The organism is Actinomyces sp. HMSC08A09, assembly GCF_001807465.1.
GTDB lineage: Bacteria > Actinomycetota > Actinomycetes > Actinomycetales > Actinomycetaceae > Actinomyces > Actinomyces oris.
The window spans coordinates 54,323-69,325 of sequence record NZ_KV789089.1; the positions used below are offsets into that span (position 1 = coordinate 54,323).

A 15,003-nucleotide genomic window follows, 5' to 3' on the forward strand; every position below is an offset into this window, starting at 1 on the left:
GGGTGTCAACGAAGTACATCGACTGGGCGCTGGTTCCATCCCGCTGGATCGAGCGGCGATTCCTCATCTTCACCGCACTGCGCAACCCGGGGTACATCCTGCTGCATCTCGTTGCGGGCCCGCCTCTGGCGGCTGTCGTGGGAATCACCATCGGAGTGCTTCTGGAGCTGGTGGGGGTGCCCGACGGGAACGGGATCTGGGCCTTTGTGTTGGGGGCCCTGCTCGTGGCCTCTCTCATGGGGATCCGGCTGCTGAGCTTCACCGTGTTCAACGCCTCGGGCGTGCACATCTTCCGGTTCATCGGATGCTGGTGGTGGCGCAAGGACATCCCCTGGGTGGCCTTTCGCGAGACGGCGCGTGTGGACCTTCAGGAGGCACCCTATGACATCCACGGCTTCACACCTCCCGATACTCACAATCTGGCGTTGCATCTGACGACCATGGAGGAGTGGGCCAGGTTCGTTGGGGCCGGGGCGGTACAGGGGGATCGCCCTGATCCGCTGGCGGGTCTCCCGCCGAGGGACCGCATGGCGCTGATCGAGGCATTCGGCAAGCAGGGCACGTTCTGGCGGTTGGACAGAACTTCGACGATCATCCCCGGATTCGTGCGCCTGTCTCGACCTGACGACCGGCGTCAGGAGGCTCAGGAGCGTATCGCCCGCGATTGGCGCGCCCTCATCGAGTGGGCGGAGCAGAAGCAGTACCTGCCCAGGCGGCTCTACCCCTTCGAGTCCTACCCGGGCTTCCTTCCCTGGTAGCCCGGACCTCACGCCTCCGGGTGCCTGCGGTCGGAGCCGGATCCCTCCTAGCGACGGAACACCCGGTCCACTGCTGCCAGGAGCGCCCGCTGAGGAAGGACACGGGTGAGGAATCGTGCGACGACGACGTTCCCCAGCCCGTCGACAACGCTGGGCCCGCTCCCTCTCAGGGCTCGCATCGTCGTATCGAGGACCTGGCGCGTGGAACGGAGTCTGCCGACGACCGTGCCCTCGTCGGCGACCTGGAAGAACGGGGTGTCTGTGGAGCCGGGGCACACGGCCAGGACACGGATGCCGTCCCTCCTCGTCTCCCGCCAGAGCGCCTCGGTGAAGGAGAGCACGAAGGCCTTGGTGGCCCCGTAGACGGCCATGTGGGGCATCGGTTGGAAGGCTGCGGCGGAGGAGATGTTGATGATCGTGCCGCTCCCGCGCTTGCGCATGGCCGGCAGGTATCTGGCCGTCAGGCCCACCACCGCAAGACAGTTGAGGCGTACCTCCTGCTCCAGGCGTTCGGGGGCGTCGTCGGCGACGTCCTTCCCAGTGCCGAAGCCGGCGTTGTTGACCAGGACGTCAACGTGCAGACCTCTGCGGTCGGTCTCGTTCCACAGCCGTTGGGCGGCGTCCGGCTCGGACAGGTCCAGGGAGATGGTGGTGACCTCCACGCCGTGCTCCTCGCGGAGTTCTTCAGCCAAGGCGTCAAGCTTGTCCTGCCGACGGGCCACCAGAACAAGCTCGTGCTTCTTGGCTGCGTAGCGGCGGGAGAACTCCTCACCGATTCCCGACGACGCTCCGGTGATGAGCGTGACCATGGGGGCTCCTCCTCGTGATCGGACGAACGGGCGGGTGACAGCCACACAGCGTGGGCTGCACCGCTGTATGCGGTGCAGCCCACGCTACGAGAGACGAGCCAGACCTTGAGGGCTCAGCGGGCCGGTTCGGCGTCGAGCGGAACCCACGGGTCGGGCTGGTGGGTGATGCGGTTGCGCACGTCCCGACGCACGAGCTCGATCGACCACAATCAGATGACGTGCCCCAGCGCCTCGGAGAAGTGCTCCGCCCAGGTCTGCCCACCGGCGACCCACGGGAAGGGCGAGAGACCGGGCCGGTGGACGGCTTGCAGATCGAACGGTGTCTTAGTCGTCCGTTGTCCACCGGCCCGGCCTCTCGGAAGCCTGGCACGGGAGGCGGCCGGGCCGCAACGTCGCCATGATCCCCTCGCTCGCCTCTGTTGCGCCGTGGTGCGGCCGACGTCGAACCGTGGAGAAAAGCCGGCGAGGGCCTCGCCGCAGCCATTGCTGCTACGAGGCCCTCGCCAGACGGATAACGCAGGTCTACCGGCTCAGTTGCCGCCGCCCTGCTGTCCACCCTGCTGGGCACCGGCGCTGCTGTCCGCACCACCCTGCTGGCCGGGCTGCTGTCCACCCTGCTGCTGACCGGGCTGCTGGCCTCCCTGCTGGTTGTCGCCCTGAAGGGAACCGCCCTGCTGCTGGCCACCCTGCTGGTTGTCGCCGCCCTGCTGCTGGCCGCCCTGCTGGTTGTCACCGCCGGGCTGCTGACCACCCTGCTGGGTACCTGCGCTGCTGTCCGCACCGCCCTGCTGACCGGGTTGCTGTCCACCCTGCTGGTTGTCACCGCCGGGCTGCTGACCCTGGGGAGCAGTGGGCTGGGAGCTTCCACCGGTGGCGCCACCGGTCATCTTGCTGTCAGCGCTGGGCGTGGCAACACCGCCGTCGCTGGTCTTGCCCGCGGTCTGCTTCGTGGCGGGAGTGGTCGAGTCACTCGAGCTGGAACCCGAGCAGGCCGCCAGACCGAGGCCGGCGGTCACGATGAGGAGCGAGGTGGCGAGGGTCTTGGCACGTGTAGCGGTGAATCGCATGAGTTCTCCTATGCGGTTGCTGGTGCAGTGTCAGAGCGGGATGGCCCGCTCTTGCGGGTCCGGAACGCCGTCGTCCATGGAGCTCGAGGAAGAACCCGACGACGCCCGTCACGAGTGATGATCGTCATAGACGGCTATGTGGTTGTTCGACAATCCCCGTTGCCGATGGCTCCGAACCTCTTTCGAGACTAGCAACAAGAAACTGACCGAAAGGGTGAAGTATCGTGACAACCGTCTCGAGTCTGGTGGCCATCGGGCTGCTGGGAGGGCTCATCACGGGTATCTCCCCGTGCGTTCTTCCCGTGCTCCCCGTCATCCTCCTCTCCGCAGGAGCACAGGGCGCACGCGGTGATGGCGGCGATGACAAGGGGGCCGACGGCGGCTTCGCCTCCCGCTTCCACCCCTACCTCGTGGTAACCGGCCTTGTGGTCAGTTTCACGGTCTTCACGCTCCTCGGATCGACCGTGCTGAGCCTGCTCCACCTGCCGCAGGACCTCATCCGCTGGATCGGTATCGTCATGCTCGCCCTGATCGGTCTGGGCATGATGGTCCCGAAGGTCATGGAGATCCTCGAGCGCCCCTTCGCGCGCTTCCAGCGCTTCGGCGGCTCGAAGAACCCCTCCAACGGCTTCCTTCTGGGCCTGGTCCTGGGGGCTGCGTACGTGCCCTGCGCGGGCCCGGTCCTGGCGGCCGTCGCTGTCGCGGGAGCCACCGGGAGGATTGGCGCCGATACCGTCGCCCTGGCCGTGTCCTTCGCCGTTGGCACAGCGATCCCGCTGCTGGCCTTCGCCCTGGCCGGACGCGGTATCACGGAGAGGATTCAGGCCTTCCGCACCCGCCAGCGCGCCATCCGCGTCACCGCCGGCGTCGTCATGCTCGGGTTGGCCGTGGCCCTGGTTCTGGACGCCCCGGCCGCTCTCCAGCGCCGCCTGCCCGACTACACCGCCTCCCTTCAGGCCCGCACCGACGACCTCCTCCACGGCGACTCCGCATCCGGTCCCTGCCGTCCCGGAGCCGCCACTCTCGGTGACTGCGGCCCCCTCCCTGCCATCGACGGCGCAGTGGCCTGGATCAACACGCCCGGCGACCAGCCCCTGACCCAGCAGAGCCGCGCCGGCAAGGTCACCCTGGTCGACTTCTTCGCCTACTCGTGCATCAACTGCCAGCGCTCGGTCCCCGGCGTCGAGAAGCTCTACGAGACCTATGCCGCCTCCGGCCTGCAGGTGATCGGCGTCCACTCCCCGGAGTACGCCTTCGAGAAGGAGGTGGACAACGTGCGTGGCGGCGTCAAGCGCCTCGGCATCACCTACCCCGTGGCCGTCGACTCCAACCTGACCACCTGGACCAACTTCGACAATCACTACTGGCCCGCCCACTACCTGGCCGATGCTCAGGGCAACGTCCGCCAGACCCATGTCGGAGAGGGCGGGGAGGCGGCCACGGAGAAGCTCGTCCGCGAGCTGCTCATGCAGGCCAACCCGAAGGTGACCCTCCCCGCCCCCGTCTTCTCCGAGGCGAAGGACGACGCCGGTACGAACAGCCCCCGCACCCCCGAGACCTACCTGGGCTCCGACCGGGCCTCCGGCTTCGCCCAGGGGACCCTCGACAAGGGACAGCACACCTTCTCCTTCCCCTCCCGGCTCCAGGCCGACACCTTCGCCCTGGACGGCACGTGGACAGTGGAGCCGCAGTCCATCACCCCGACCGAGGGCAAGGGCCGCCTGCGCCTGTCCTACCGCGGTAAGCAGGTCAACCTCGTCGTCTCCGGCGAGGGGGACCTGACCTGGACGGTCAACGGGAAGACCCGCACCACCCACGTCTCCGGCGTGCCCAACGGGATGGAGCTGGTCCACAGCGAGGAGGTGGGATCGGGCGAGCTCGAGCTGGAGGCCTCGCCCGGACTGCAGCTCTACTCCTTCACCTTCGGGTGACCTGGCGGTGAGAGCGGACATGACTCAGGAGACGGTGCGATGAGCCTGGCGACGCTGGAGGCGCGGACCGGGACGCGCACCGTCTCCACCCGCGGTCTGGCCTACCATTCCCCTGTGACACGTAACAGTTGTGCTGGCTCGGAGGGAGAATGGATCGCGCAGGTGGCCGACGGTGACGCCGACGCCTTCGCCCGCCTCTACGACGCCTGGTCCTCTCGGCTGTTCGCGCTGATCCTCCAGATCGTCGTCGATCGCGCCCAGAGCGAGGAGGTCCTCCAGGAGGTCTTCCTCGAGGTGTGGCGCACGGCCGGCTCCTACTCCCCGGCGCGGGGCAGCGTCCGGGCCTGGCTGGTGACCATGGCCAGGCGCCGGGCCATCGACCGGGTCCGCTCCTCCCAGTCCTCCCGGGAGCGGGAGAGCCGCTGGCGTGACTACATGCCCGACGTCGACCAGACGGTTCAGCAGGTCGAGGACAGACTCGTGGGCGAACAGGTGCACCGGGCGCTCGAGGCGGTGGGGGAGCCCTACCGTTCCACCATTGAGCTCGCCTACTTCACGGGCCTGACCCACCGCGAGATCGCCCGCCGCACGGGCACGCCGCTGGGAACGGTCAAAACCCGCATCAGGGATGGAATGGCACGGTTACGACGAGAGCTGGGGGTGCAGTCATGAGCGACCGCGACGACACTCACGAGGACGCCATCAACGGTGACGCCGATGCGCAGGGCACCAAGGGTCTCGATGACACGCAGAGTGGAGACGACGTCGAGTACTTCGACGACGAGCTCGACTCGGAGACGGCCGCCCTGCTGGGGGCCTCACTGCAGCCCGTGGGCCCGCCGGCAGCGATCCGCGCCTCCCTTCTGGAGGCCATTGCGCGCGAGCCTCAGACGGAACGCGTCGACCAGACCGACGGCACCGCGGAGGAGGAAGCCGGCGACCGCGACGCTGTCGGCGGCAGCAACAGTGGCAGTGATGGCGACAGTGATGGCGACTCGGTGGACTCTGAGGTCCTCAGTCTCGATGCGCACCGCCGTCGCCGCTCGGCCTGGCGCACCGGCCTGCTGCGGGCGGCCGCGGCCGTGGTCCTGCTCGGTGTCGGTATCGGTGTGGGGCGCTGGAGCGTGCGGGGCGCGGTCGATGAGGCCATGGACTCCATGGCGAGCTCCATGGCGTCGACCCAGCACTACGCCCACCTCAACCAGGCCCAGGACGTCCAGCGGGTCACCGACACGATGCCCGACGGGCACGTCGCGACCCTCACCTGGTCCCGGGACATGAGCATGACCGCGCTGACCCTGCCGGCCGCCATGAAGGAGTCCGCCAGTGGGCGCAGCCTCCAGGTCTGGCTCAAGGAGGGGGACACGACCACCTCGCTCGGCGTCTACGACCCCCGGGACGGGGCCGGCTTCTCCTTCCTGGACGTCATGCCCAAGCCCGGCCAGCAGATCGTCATCACCATGGAGCCGGCCGGAGGATCGGCCCAACCGACGACGCCGCCCCTGGTCACCCTGCGAGTGAGTGAGGACGCCGGCCGGTCCGGCGCCGCCACCGGTTCGCCGAGCCCCACGTCCTCGACCGGTCCCACCGGAGACTCCGCCTAGCGGTGGACTGGGGTGGGGCGCGGTGAACTGGGGCGACACGAGCACCTGAATCGTGATGTATGTAACAGTAAAGTCACCCGCGAGGTGCTGGCCATGATGCTGACGGACGTCAGTACCTCTCGGGTGAATTCCCGTCATTCCGCGGTTTCCTGAGGCTGGGCGGATGTGGCGGGCGACGAGGTCGGTCATCGCCGCGATGAGAGGACACCAATGCGCACTTCTATTTCCGACTCCGGCGGGAATCGGTGGAGAATCTCGAAGGTGTGATCCCCATTGAGATCGTTTTCTTCATTTCGATACTCGCCACAGTTCTCACCACGATTCTGAATGCCCTCGATATATCGCGCCTGGTCCCTCATATGTGGTCGTGGTGGCGGCTCCGGGTCAGAAGTAGTACGGGAAGGGCGACCAGTCGGGAGTGCGGCGCTGGAGGAATGCGTCGCGCCCCTCCACGGCCTCGTCGGTCATATAGGCCAGGCGTGTGGCCTCGCCGGCGAAGACCTGCTGGCCGGCCAGGCCGTCGTCGGCCAGGTTGAAGGCGAGCTTGAGCATGCGGATGGCCTGCGGGGACTTGCCCGCCACGGTGGCCGCGTACTCCAGGGCTCGTTCCTCGAGCTCGGCGTGGGGGACCGCCTCATTGACGACGCCCCAGCGCTCGGCGGTGACGGCGTCGTAGGTGCGGGCCAGGAAGAAGATCTCGCGGGCCCGCTTGTCCCCGACCTGCCGGGCCAGGAGCGCGGAGCCGTAGCCGGCGTCGAAGCTGCCGACATCGGCGTCGGTCTGCTTGAAGCGCGCGTGCTCGATCGAGGCCAGCGACAGGTCGCACACGACGTTGAGGCTGTGACCGCCGCCGGCGGCCCAGCCCGGGATGGCGGCGATGACGGCCTTGGGCATGGTGCGGATGAGGCGCTGAACCTCCAGGATGTGGAGCCGGCCGGCCCGTGCGGTGTCGAGGCGGGCCTGGGCGGCGGCGACGTCGGCCTCGTGGCTGTAGGCGCGGTCCTCAGGCTCGCCGGCGGCCGTTGGGGACTGCGGTGAGGCCTCCCGCTCGTAGCGGTAGCCGTCCCGGCCGCGGATGCGCTGGTCGCCGCCGGAGGAGAAGGCCCAGCCGCCGTCGCGCGGCGAGGGGCCGTTGCCGGTGAGGATGACGGCGCCGACGTCGCCGCTCATGCGCGCGTGGTCCAGGACCCGGTAGAGCTCATCGACGGTGCGGGGGCGGAAGGCGTTACGGACCTCGGGCCGGTTGAAGGCCACTCGGACCACCGGCAGGTCTCGGAGCCAGGTGCCGTGCTCGTCTCGGACGCAGCCCCTGTGGTAGGTGATGTCCGTCAGGGCCTCCGCCTGCTGCTGGGAGGGTTCCGTGCCGGCCTCGGCGTGGGGGAAACCGGACACCTCCCGCCAGCGGTCGGGGGAGAAGATCTCTGAGACTCGGCGCGGCAACGGGTGGGCGGTGGTGGCGTTCATGGCCTCAGCGTAGGGCCGGCGAGGCTCAGGGTGCCCGAAGCAGTCGCCGTCGCCCCCTAGTTCCCCAGGGCAGCGGCGATGAGCTCGGTACGTGAGGTGTGGCCGAGGCGGTGGAGGACCTCGGAGACGTAGATGCGCACGGTGTTCTCAGAGATGCCGAGCTTGCGGGCGATGCGCCGGTTGGTCAGTCCCTCCAGGAGACAGGTGTAGATGTCTCTCAGGCGGGGTGGCAGCTCGTTGACCAGCTCCTGGATGCGGGCCTCCGCGGTGGCGCGCTTCTGTTCGGACTGGTAGGCGCTGACGAGCATCTTCGTGGGGCGCGAGGACATGACGGGCTCGCCGCGGCTGGCGCGCAGCAGCGCCGCAGCGACGTTCTCGGTGCTCTCGTCCTTGGTGATGAAGCCGTTGACTCCCTCGGCCAGGGCCTCGGCGAGCATTTCGTCACGACTGAAGACGGTGAACATGACAATGGGCATCCGGGGGAAGCGCTCATAGATCGCTCTCGCGGTCTGGGCTCCGTCCATATCCGGCATGTCGCTGTCCAGCAGGACGACGTCGATGGGCTGCTGCCCGGTCATGAGCAGGCTGATGGCCTGTCGTCCGCCGGAGGCGGCGGCGACGACGGTAATGGCCCGCTGCGAGTCGAGCTGTTCGGCGAAGGTGGTGCGAATGAGCGGGTCGTCATCGACGATGAGGACTCGCAGGGAACGCAGTGTGTGGCTAGGCATAAGCGGCTCCGTCCGGTGGCGACATGAGGGATCTCGCATTAGTGGTTGGTGTGGCGATATCGTTCCAGGGAAGACTGGCGAGAACGGTCCAGGAGGCTCCGATCCGGTTTGAGCTCAAGGAACCCCCGGCATTCTCGAACCGGTCCTGGAGGGCCCATAAACCGTACCCCCCGTGCATCTCCTCAGGCACCTTCTGATCGTGCCAGGGTGAGCTGAAGCTGATGAAGAGGGTGTCCTGCTCCTGCTCCACGACGAGGGAGACGAGGTCGTGGGGGAAGTTGTACTTGAGGGCGTTGAGGGTGTTCTCGCGGATGAAGGCGACCAGGAGCCGGCCGGGCTCGGAGCGATGCAGCGTCGGAATCCTCTCGATGCCATCGAGGTCGGCGTCCAGAACGATCTCGCGCTGCGCCAGCGTGGAGGCGCTGGAGTCGATGATCTCCTGGAGAGTGGGCTCCTCCTTGGGCGGCCCCTGGGAGACGGCGAGGTTGTGGATGAGCAGGCGCAGGTGGGCGAGGGCCTGCTGGGTCCGGTCCTGGAGGTCGAGGATGCGGTCGCGATCATCGCCATGGGGAAGCCTGATGGAGCGGGAGATGATAAGCATACGGGTGAGGTCGGCGGCCAGGTCGTCATGGAGGCTGTCGGCGATATCGCGGCGTAGCTGCTGAATGAGCTCGGCGGCGATCTCCTTGGAACGCTCCGCCTCCCGCTGCATCTCCTCCAAGCGGTCTTTGGTGTTGCGGATCAGGACTCCGAAGGAGGCGGACAGGATTCCCCAGAACATTGTCCAAAATGTCACGGGAAGGAGTGGTATTCCCGCAATGAGTTGCGCCAGAAGGAATGCGGAGAGCTGAATGAGGGCGAGTTTGGATTTTCTTGCTGCCGTGAGGTCGGCGACTATGACGTATGTAAGAATCCATGCCCACACCAGGCGCGATCCCGCAACGTAAAAGATGATGAGGAGTGCTATGGAGAAAATGGCTACTCCGACTCGCCGATCTTTTGTGTAGACGTACGGAAGGAACGAGAGTGTCTGAAATATTTCCCCGATAATTATTGCACTTACGTCATCTCTGAGGGTGATGTAGGTGAAGGCATCCAAAAGGATGAGGGGGATGATGAATGAAATGAGAGTGGCTCGCCTCAGGTGCGGCAAAATCCTCTGGTGTCGCATCCAGAGTCGTGAGAGTAAACTGCCGTTCTGCATGGTTCTTGAGGCGGGCGCTGAGGCTGTGGTTGGGGCTTGTCTCGAGTGCATGGTTGAGGAAAGACGTCGCCATCCCTAAGAGGTGGGCTTAGGGATGGCGACGGAGATGCTTCTCAGGAGTACCAGCGGTTCTTTGACCTGTCGCACAAGATGGAGGGTGGGAAGACGCAGAAGTCGTAGAAGGGCTTCCCGAAGGTGCTTGCCGAGTCGTCGTGCCGTGCGGGGGCGGTGGCCGGCGCGGCGCTGGCCGGCGCGGCGAAGCCCGCCATGAGGAGGGCGACAAGGGAGATGCGGACAACAGATTTCATGGAGGGAACTCCTGTCTCAAGGGGGTGTTATGAACAATTTATCTTACCATTCCTGTGGTTTGCGCCAACTGCGTTCTTCGCCGTCCCGGTTGATTCTCCGCTCAACAAAACCAGCCGATGGTGGGCGACGGCGATGGCGCGGACCATTCCCGGCGACCGGGCGGAGACGCCCCTGACCTCCTCCGACTACTCTGGGTCCATGACACAGACCGGTGCGACCGCCAGCCGTCCCTTCGTTCCCGTGGCCGAGGGCGGAGGGCGAATCGACTCCGAGACCGGCGCCCTGCGCGAGGTGATCGTCCACCGTCCCGGTGGGGAGATCGCCCGCCTGACCCCCATCAACGCCGACTCCCTGCTCTTCGACGACGCCCTCAACATCCCCCGGGCCCAGGCCGAGCACGACGCCTTCACCGCGATCCTGCGCTCCGAGGGCGTCATCGTCCACGACTTCCGCGAGCTGTTCACCGAGGTCCTGGCCGTCCCCGAGGCCCGCCGGCTGGTCCTGGACGAGGCCGTCGGCCCCGACGTCGTCGGCGTCTCCGCCTCCGAGCTGCTCATCGACTACTTCCAGTCCCTGCCCGAGGCCGACCTCGCCGAGGTGCTCCTGAGCGGCATCACCCGCACCGAGCTGCGTGAGCGCCTCAGTTCCTCCGAGGGGCGCGACCTGTTCTCCTCCACCTACCTGTCCACCCTGGAGGGGCCGTTCGTCGTCACCCCCCTGCCCAACCTGCTCTTCACCCGCGACGCGTCGGCCTGGCTCTACGGCGGGGTCTCGGTCAACTCCATGGCCCTGGAGCCGCGCCGTCGTGAGGCCATCGGCTATGAGGCCGTCTACCGCTACCACCCGGCCTTCGGCCCGCGCCTGGCCGAGCTCGCCGGCTCCGATGACCCGAATGCCCGCCTGTGGCGCGAGGTGGGGCGGGTCTCGGCCGCCTCAACCATCGAGGGCGGCGACTTCCAGATCCTGGGCAACCGGACCCTCGTCATGGGCCTGACCCACCGCTCCACCGCCGCCGGCGTGGAGCGCCTGGCCTCCCAGCTCTTCGCCTCCGGCGTGGCCGACCGCGTCATCGGCGTCCACATGCCCGACGCCGCCTTCTACACCCAGCTCGAGGCCGTCATGCACCTGGACACCCTCATGACGATGGTTAGCCCCGACACCTACCTGCGCTTCCCCGGCTTCACCGAGGTCACCACTGTGGAGGTCGAGCCCGCAGCGGCTGGACGCTCCCTCCAGGTGACGGTCCACGAGGGCTCTCAGATGGATGCGGTCCTCGCCCGCGCCGCCGGCATCGACTCCTTCCGTGTCATCAGCCCCGGCGCCTCCGACGAGGCCGAGGCCCTGCGCGAACTCGCCCGGGACTCCTGCAACGTCGTGGCCCTGGCCCCCGGGCGCGTCATCGGCTACGCCCACAACCAGCGCGCCAACGACGCCCTGCGCAAGGCCGGCATCGAGGTCGTCGAGACCCCCGGCGTCGAGCTCGTGCGCGGCCGCGGCGGCTCGCACTGCATGACCTGCCCCGTCACCCGCGACGCGGTGTGAACCCGGCCGGTCAGGGCGCTCAGGACAGCCGGCACGCCCCCGGCCCCGGCCTGGTGACGATCACCGCGGCCTGCTCGGCGCCCGGCTCGCGGTCCCGGTAGGCCCCGAGCCACTGCGCGGCGAAGGTCTCGGCCTCATCGGCCCGCACCAGGGCGTACACCGACCCGCCCCACCCGGCGCCGAAGGAGGAGGCGCCAATGGCGCCCGCCTGGCGGGCCAACGACACCATGAGCCGGGTCTGCGGCACCTGGTTGCCCAGGCCGCGGTCAGCCAGCTCCTGGGAGCGCCGGAGGACCTCACCCACGTCCGGGTCGGCCGCGGCGATCATCCGGGCACCGGTGGGAACCAGGACGAGGGACTCGGTGAGGAACTGCTCGATGCGCTGCCTCTCGTAGCCGGGATCGCACAGCCCCAGCAGCTCCTTCAGGGCCGGGTCGCCGGCCGCCTGCTCGCCGGTGGCCTCCCCGATCAGGTGTCTGACCGCGCCGGCCAGGGAGGCGTCAGTGCGTCCGGTGGTCTCATTCCACCTGGCCAGCACCGTCTGGACGGTGCTCGGCCCGCGGTTGTAGTCCTCCAGGGCCGCACCGGTCTTGTGGGCCAGCACCCCGCTCACGCCGACGACGAGCGCCCACTGGGTGGGGAAGGAGATGGTCTGATCGATGCGCATCGGGTCGAATCCGGCCAGGAGCAGCCGGTCCTGGGCGCCGCACAGCATACCGGTGTGGTCCTCGCTCCCGCCGCGGGTGCCCACCCCGCTGGTCCCCGGCAGGTCCCGCCACGCCCGTCCGCCCTCCACGGCGGCGAGGTAGCCGGCCAGGGACAGCCGGTCGGGCATCGACTCGACCCACCGGGGATCCTCGTCCCAGCCATTGAGGGAGGCCAGGGCCAGGGCCGTGGCGCACACCAGTGCGGAGGACGAGCTCATCCCGGAGGCCGGCGGCAGGTCCGAGGAGAGGGACAGGTGGGCCGCGGCTCCCGCCCCGAAGTTGAGGGTGAGGCGGTCCAGCACCGTCTGAAGGTAGCGGCCCCAGTGGCCCGCCTCCAGGCCCGGGTCCACCCCGGCGCGCAGGGTCACCGGATCGCCGCAGTCCGTGGTGGCGGTCAGGGACCCCGGCGGCCCCGCCACGCGACGCGCCCGCGCCGTGATCGCCCGGTCGACGGCGCCGACCAGGACCGAGCCGCCGGCGTAGTCGGTGTGCTTGCCCAGCACCTCGACGCGCCCGGGCACCCGCCAGGCGGTCTCCTCGGGCGCCTCACTCAACGCCCCCTGCGTCTCCCGGCTCACAGCGACACCTCCGTCCCGGACAGGCGGGCCTCGACCTCGGCGATGTCCTCGCGCCGCGACAGGTCCAGGACCCCACCGGTCGCAGGGAGGACCGAGACCGGACCGGGTAGGGCGCGCACGGCGTCGACGATCTCCAGCTCGCCGCGCGGCGAGGGGGTGATGCGGCGGCAGGCGGTGAAGATCTCCGGGGTGAACCGGAAGGCGTTCATTGACACCGGGGCGTGGGGCCCGGCGGCCCGGACCACCTCCGTTGAGGGCTTCTCCACGATCTCCTCCAGCGCCCCGTCGCGGGCGCGCACGAGGGCGAAGGCGGCGATCCGCTCGGCGGGGATGTTGGACTCGGCCACCAGGGCGGCACGGTCGAAGCCGGCCAGGGCGTTGCTCCGGTGGCGGGCCAGGTCGCGCAGCACCTGACGGGGGTAGTAGTTGTCCCCGTTGACCATGAGGAAGGGCTCCCCGTCCACGGCCGCCTCGGCGGACAGGACGGCGTCGGCCGTCCCCAAGGGGATGACCTGGACGGCCAGGTCGATCGTGAGCCGGGTGAGCTCCAGGGAGTCGAGGTGGCGGCGGAAGTCCTCGTGCTCGGGTCCCACGACCAGGACGGCCCGCTCGATCCCGGCGTCGACCAGGGCCGAGAGGCTGTAGTCGATGAGCCGGTGCTCGCCGATGGGCATGAGGGCCTTGTAGCCGCTGGCCGCGGCCGTGGCCTGCTGGGAGGTCAGGCCGGAGCCGGCCGGGCTGCTCGCCCGCATGCGTGTGCCCAGGCCCCGGGCCAGGACGACGGCGACACGGGTGTGCTCCGCCGCGCCGCCCACCGTCTCAGTGATCGCGTCTGTCATGGGTTCCTTCCTCCTACCCGTCTCAGGCATCCAGGCCGTAGTGGCTCGCGACGGCGGCCGCGGTGGCCCGGGCCTCGTCACCGGTGGGCATCTCGGCGAAGACCCGCAGGAGCGGCTCGGTCCCCGAGAAGCGGATCGTCACCCAGCCGCCGCAGGTGAAGTAGACCTTGCAGCCGTCCTCCCACGAGACGCGCTCGACATCGTGGGTGAAGTCGGGCAGGTCGTGAGCCCCGAAGATGCGCTCCTCAAGCTCGGCGCGCCGCTCGCAGGTGAAGCCGTAGGCGTTCTCCACCATGACGAGCTCACCGTACCGGGCCACGATGTCGGCGTAGAGCTCGGAGAGCCGCTTGCCTGAGGCCGCCACCGCCTCCACCAGCAGCGAGCCGGCGTAGACCCCGTCCTTGCCGGGAATGTGACCGCGCACGGTCAGGCCCCCGGAGGACTCGCCCCCGATGACGGCCCCGGTCTCGGCCATCTTGGCGCTGATCCACTTGAAGCCGACGGGCACCTCGTAGCAGACCTGCCCGTGGGCGGCCGCGACACGATCCAGCAGGTGAGTGGTGGACATGTTGCGCACGGCCGGACCGCTCCACCCCTTGCGGGTCAGCAGGTAGTCGTAGAGCAGGACCAGGACCTGGTTGGGGGTGAGGTAGGCGCCGGTGTCGTCGATGATGCCCAGGCGGTCCGCGTCCCCGTCGGTGGCGATGCCCAGGTCCGCACCGGAATCGACGACGGCGTTGCGCAGGGTGGTGACGGTCCCCTCGGTGGGTGAGGGCATGCGGCCCCCGAACAGCGGGTCGTGGCGGTCGTGGATGACGTCCACCTGGCAGCGGGCGGTCAGCAGGATCGTCTGCAGGCTTGTCTCGGAGACCCCGAACATCGGGTCCAGCACGATGTGCATGTGGGCGTGGCGGATGGTCTCGGTGTCGAGCTTGTCGATGATGGCGTCCAGGTACCAGTTGATGGAGCGCTGGATGGTGACGAGCTCGCTGGAGCGGGCCTCATGTGGCTCGACGCTGCGCACGGCCGCGTCGGTCAGGTCCCGCAGGGAGGCGGTGAGCTCGTCAGTGACCGCCAGGTCGGCGTCGCGGCCGCCGGGCAGGAAGATCTTGATGCCGTTGTACAGGGCCGGATTGTGGGAGGCGGTCACGGCCATCCCGTAGGCGGCCCCCAAACGGCGCACCGTCCACATGGTGGTGGGGGTCGGGGAGGGGCGGTCGATGAGGGTGACCCGGATGCCGTTGCCGACGAGCACCTCAATGGCCCACCAGGCGGCGGTATCGGACAGGAAGCGACGGTCGTAGCCGATGACGACGCCCTGTTCGGCCGTGCCCTCCTTCAGGATGCGGTTGGCCAGCCCCTGGGTCAGGAGCCTGACATTGGCGCGGGTGAACTCGTCGCCGATCACGGCTCTCCAGCCGCCGGTGCCGAAGTGGATCATGGGGGGTTCCTCTGCGGAGGTG

General features: G+C 68.5%; 14 protein-coding genes and 1 pseudogene. 5 read left to right on the forward strand and 10 right to left on the reverse strand.

Annotated features, from left to right (window positions below; genetic code table 11):
• Window positions 1-2: 2 nt before the first annotated feature.
• Complete coding sequence (locus tag HMPREF3165_RS02145; protein ID WP_256274780.1) at window positions 3-758, forward strand: hypothetical protein; 756 nt, start codon at window positions 3-5, stop codon at window positions 756-758.
• Between the two features lie 47 nt (window positions 759-805).
• On the opposite strand, the gene HMPREF3165_RS02150 is transcribed toward HMPREF3165_RS02145, so the two are convergent.
• The 3 genes and pseudogenes from HMPREF3165_RS02150 to HMPREF3165_RS02155 all read right to left on the reverse strand — a co-directional run bounded on the left by HMPREF3165_RS02150 (window position 806) and on the right by HMPREF3165_RS02155 (window position 2,634).
• Complete coding sequence (locus HMPREF3165_RS02150) at window positions 806-1,567, reverse strand: SDR family NAD(P)-dependent oxidoreductase (protein ID WP_070510548.1); 762 nt, start codon at window positions 1,565-1,567, stop codon at window positions 806-808.
• A gap of 113 nt (window positions 1,568-1,680) precedes the next feature.
• Window positions 1,681-1,851, reverse strand: a pseudogene (locus HMPREF3165_RS13585) (DUF1440 domain-containing protein); the annotation flags it as partial.
• Between the two features lie 246 nt (window positions 1,852-2,097).
• Window positions 2,098-2,634 carry a hypothetical protein gene (locus tag HMPREF3165_RS02155; RefSeq protein WP_070510550.1) on the reverse strand — a complete coding sequence of 179 codons (537 nt, stop codon included), beginning with the start codon at window positions 2,632-2,634 and terminating at the stop codon, window positions 2,098-2,100.
• Between the two features lie 224 nt (window positions 2,635-2,858).
• On the opposite strand from HMPREF3165_RS02155, the gene HMPREF3165_RS02160 reads away from it, so the two are divergent.
• The 3 genes from HMPREF3165_RS02160 to HMPREF3165_RS02170 are packed head-to-tail and all read left to right on the forward strand — an operon-like array spanning window position 2,859 to window position 6,169.
• On the forward strand, window positions 2,859-4,565 hold the full coding sequence (locus tag HMPREF3165_RS02160) for a cytochrome c biogenesis protein CcdA (protein WP_070510552.1): 1,707 nt from the start codon (window positions 2,859-2,861) through the stop codon (window positions 4,563-4,565).
• A 39-nt stretch (window positions 4,566-4,604) separates the two neighbouring features.
• A complete protein-coding gene (locus HMPREF3165_RS02165) occupies window positions 4,605-5,237 on the forward strand; it encodes a sigma-70 family RNA polymerase sigma factor (RefSeq protein WP_083303152.1) in 633 nt (210 codons plus the stop codon).
• The gene (locus HMPREF3165_RS02170) at window positions 5,234-6,169 is read left to right on the forward strand and encodes an anti-sigma factor (RefSeq protein WP_070510562.1); all 936 of its coding nucleotides are present in this window, start codon (window positions 5,234-5,236) and stop codon (window positions 6,167-6,169) included. Before HMPREF3165_RS02165 ends, HMPREF3165_RS02170 begins: the two co-directional genes overlap by 4 nt.
• A 384-nt stretch (window positions 6,170-6,553) precedes the next feature.
• Here the strand turns inward: HMPREF3165_RS02170 and HMPREF3165_RS02175 are convergent, their stop codons facing one another.
• The 4 genes from HMPREF3165_RS02175 to HMPREF3165_RS02190 form a co-directional block, all read right to left on the reverse strand.
• Entirely contained in the window at window positions 6,554-7,633 is a 1,080-nt protein-coding gene (locus HMPREF3165_RS02175) for a 1,4-dihydroxy-2-naphthoyl-CoA synthase (protein ID WP_083303153.1), read from the reverse strand.
• Window positions 7,634-7,689: 56 nt separating this feature from the next.
• Entirely contained in the window at window positions 7,690-8,361 is a 672-nt protein-coding gene (locus tag HMPREF3165_RS02180; RefSeq protein ID WP_003787214.1) for a response regulator, read from the reverse strand.
• Complete coding sequence (locus HMPREF3165_RS02185) at window positions 8,354-9,142, reverse strand: sensor histidine kinase (protein WP_256274783.1); 789 nt, start codon at window positions 9,140-9,142, stop codon at window positions 8,354-8,356. The genes HMPREF3165_RS02180 and HMPREF3165_RS02185 overlap by 8 nt, the downstream gene beginning before the upstream one ends.
• Window positions 9,143-9,678: 536 nt before the next feature.
• Window positions 9,679-9,873, reverse strand: a complete 195-nt coding sequence (locus HMPREF3165_RS02190) for a hypothetical protein (RefSeq protein ID WP_070510566.1) — start codon at window positions 9,871-9,873, stop codon at window positions 9,679-9,681.
• 199 nt (window positions 9,874-10,072) lie between these two features.
• Between HMPREF3165_RS02190 and HMPREF3165_RS02195 the strand changes: the two genes are divergently transcribed.
• Window positions 10,073-11,416, forward strand: a complete 1,344-nt coding sequence (locus HMPREF3165_RS02195; protein ID WP_070510623.1) for an arginine deiminase — start codon at window positions 10,073-10,075, stop codon at window positions 11,414-11,416.
• A gap of 19 nt (window positions 11,417-11,435) precedes the next feature.
• Here the strand turns inward: HMPREF3165_RS02195 and HMPREF3165_RS02200 are convergent, their stop codons facing one another.
• The 3 genes from HMPREF3165_RS02200 to HMPREF3165_RS02210 are packed head-to-tail and all read right to left on the reverse strand — an operon-like array spanning window position 11,436 to window position 14,981.
• Window positions 11,436-12,701, reverse strand: a complete 1,266-nt coding sequence (locus HMPREF3165_RS02200) for a galactokinase family protein (RefSeq protein WP_256274784.1) — start codon at window positions 12,699-12,701, stop codon at window positions 11,436-11,438.
• Complete coding sequence (locus tag HMPREF3165_RS02205; RefSeq protein ID WP_070510568.1) at window positions 12,698-13,540, reverse strand: nucleotidyltransferase family protein; 843 nt, start codon at window positions 13,538-13,540, stop codon at window positions 12,698-12,700. Before HMPREF3165_RS02205 ends, HMPREF3165_RS02200 begins: the two co-directional genes overlap by 4 nt.
• 22 nt (window positions 13,541-13,562) lie before the next feature.
• Window positions 13,563-14,981: a phosphoglucomutase/phosphomannomutase family protein gene (locus tag HMPREF3165_RS02210; protein WP_070510570.1), complete on the reverse strand. Its 1,419-nt coding sequence runs from the start codon at window positions 14,979-14,981 to the stop codon at window positions 13,563-13,565.
• Between the last annotated feature and the right edge of the window lie 22 nt (window positions 14,982-15,003).

Excerpts from the sequence above, each read along its gene's own strand:
- HMPREF3165_RS02150 (WP_070510548.1), bottom strand. The coding sequence starts at position 1,567 with ATGGTCACGCTCATCACCGGAGCGTCGTCGGGAATCGGTGAGGAGTTC.
- HMPREF3165_RS02155 (WP_070510550.1), bottom strand. The coding sequence starts at position 2,634 with ATGCGATTCACCGCTACACGTGCCAAGACCCTCGCCACCTCGCTCCTC.
- HMPREF3165_RS02165 (WP_083303152.1), top strand. The coding sequence starts at position 4,605 with ATGAGCCTGGCGACGCTGGAGGCGCGGACCGGGACGCGCACCGTCTCC.
- HMPREF3165_RS02170 (WP_070510562.1), top strand. The coding sequence starts at position 5,234 with ATGAGCGACCGCGACGACACTCACGAGGACGCCATCAACGGTGACGCC.
- HMPREF3165_RS02175 (WP_083303153.1), bottom strand. The coding sequence starts at position 7,633 with ATGAACGCCACCACCGCCCACCCGTTGCCGCGCCGAGTCTCAGAGATC.
- HMPREF3165_RS02180 (WP_003787214.1), bottom strand. The coding sequence starts at position 8,361 with ATGCCTAGCCACACACTGCGTTCCCTGCGAGTCCTCATCGTCGATGAC.
- HMPREF3165_RS02185 (WP_256274783.1), bottom strand. The coding sequence starts at position 9,142 with ATGTTCTGGGGAATCCTGTCCGCCTCCTTCGGAGTCCTGATCCGCAAC.
- HMPREF3165_RS02190 (WP_070510566.1), bottom strand. The coding sequence starts at position 9,873 with ATGAAATCTGTTGTCCGCATCTCCCTTGTCGCCCTCCTCATGGCGGGC.
- HMPREF3165_RS02195 (WP_070510623.1), top strand. The coding sequence starts at position 10,073 with ATGACACAGACCGGTGCGACCGCCAGCCGTCCCTTCGTTCCCGTGGCC.
- HMPREF3165_RS02205 (WP_070510568.1), bottom strand. The coding sequence starts at position 13,540 with ATGACAGACGCGATCACTGAGACGGTGGGCGGCGCGGCGGAGCACACC.
- HMPREF3165_RS02210 (WP_070510570.1), bottom strand. The coding sequence starts at position 14,981 with ATGATCCACTTCGGCACCGGCGGCTGGAGAGCCGTGATCGGCGACGAG.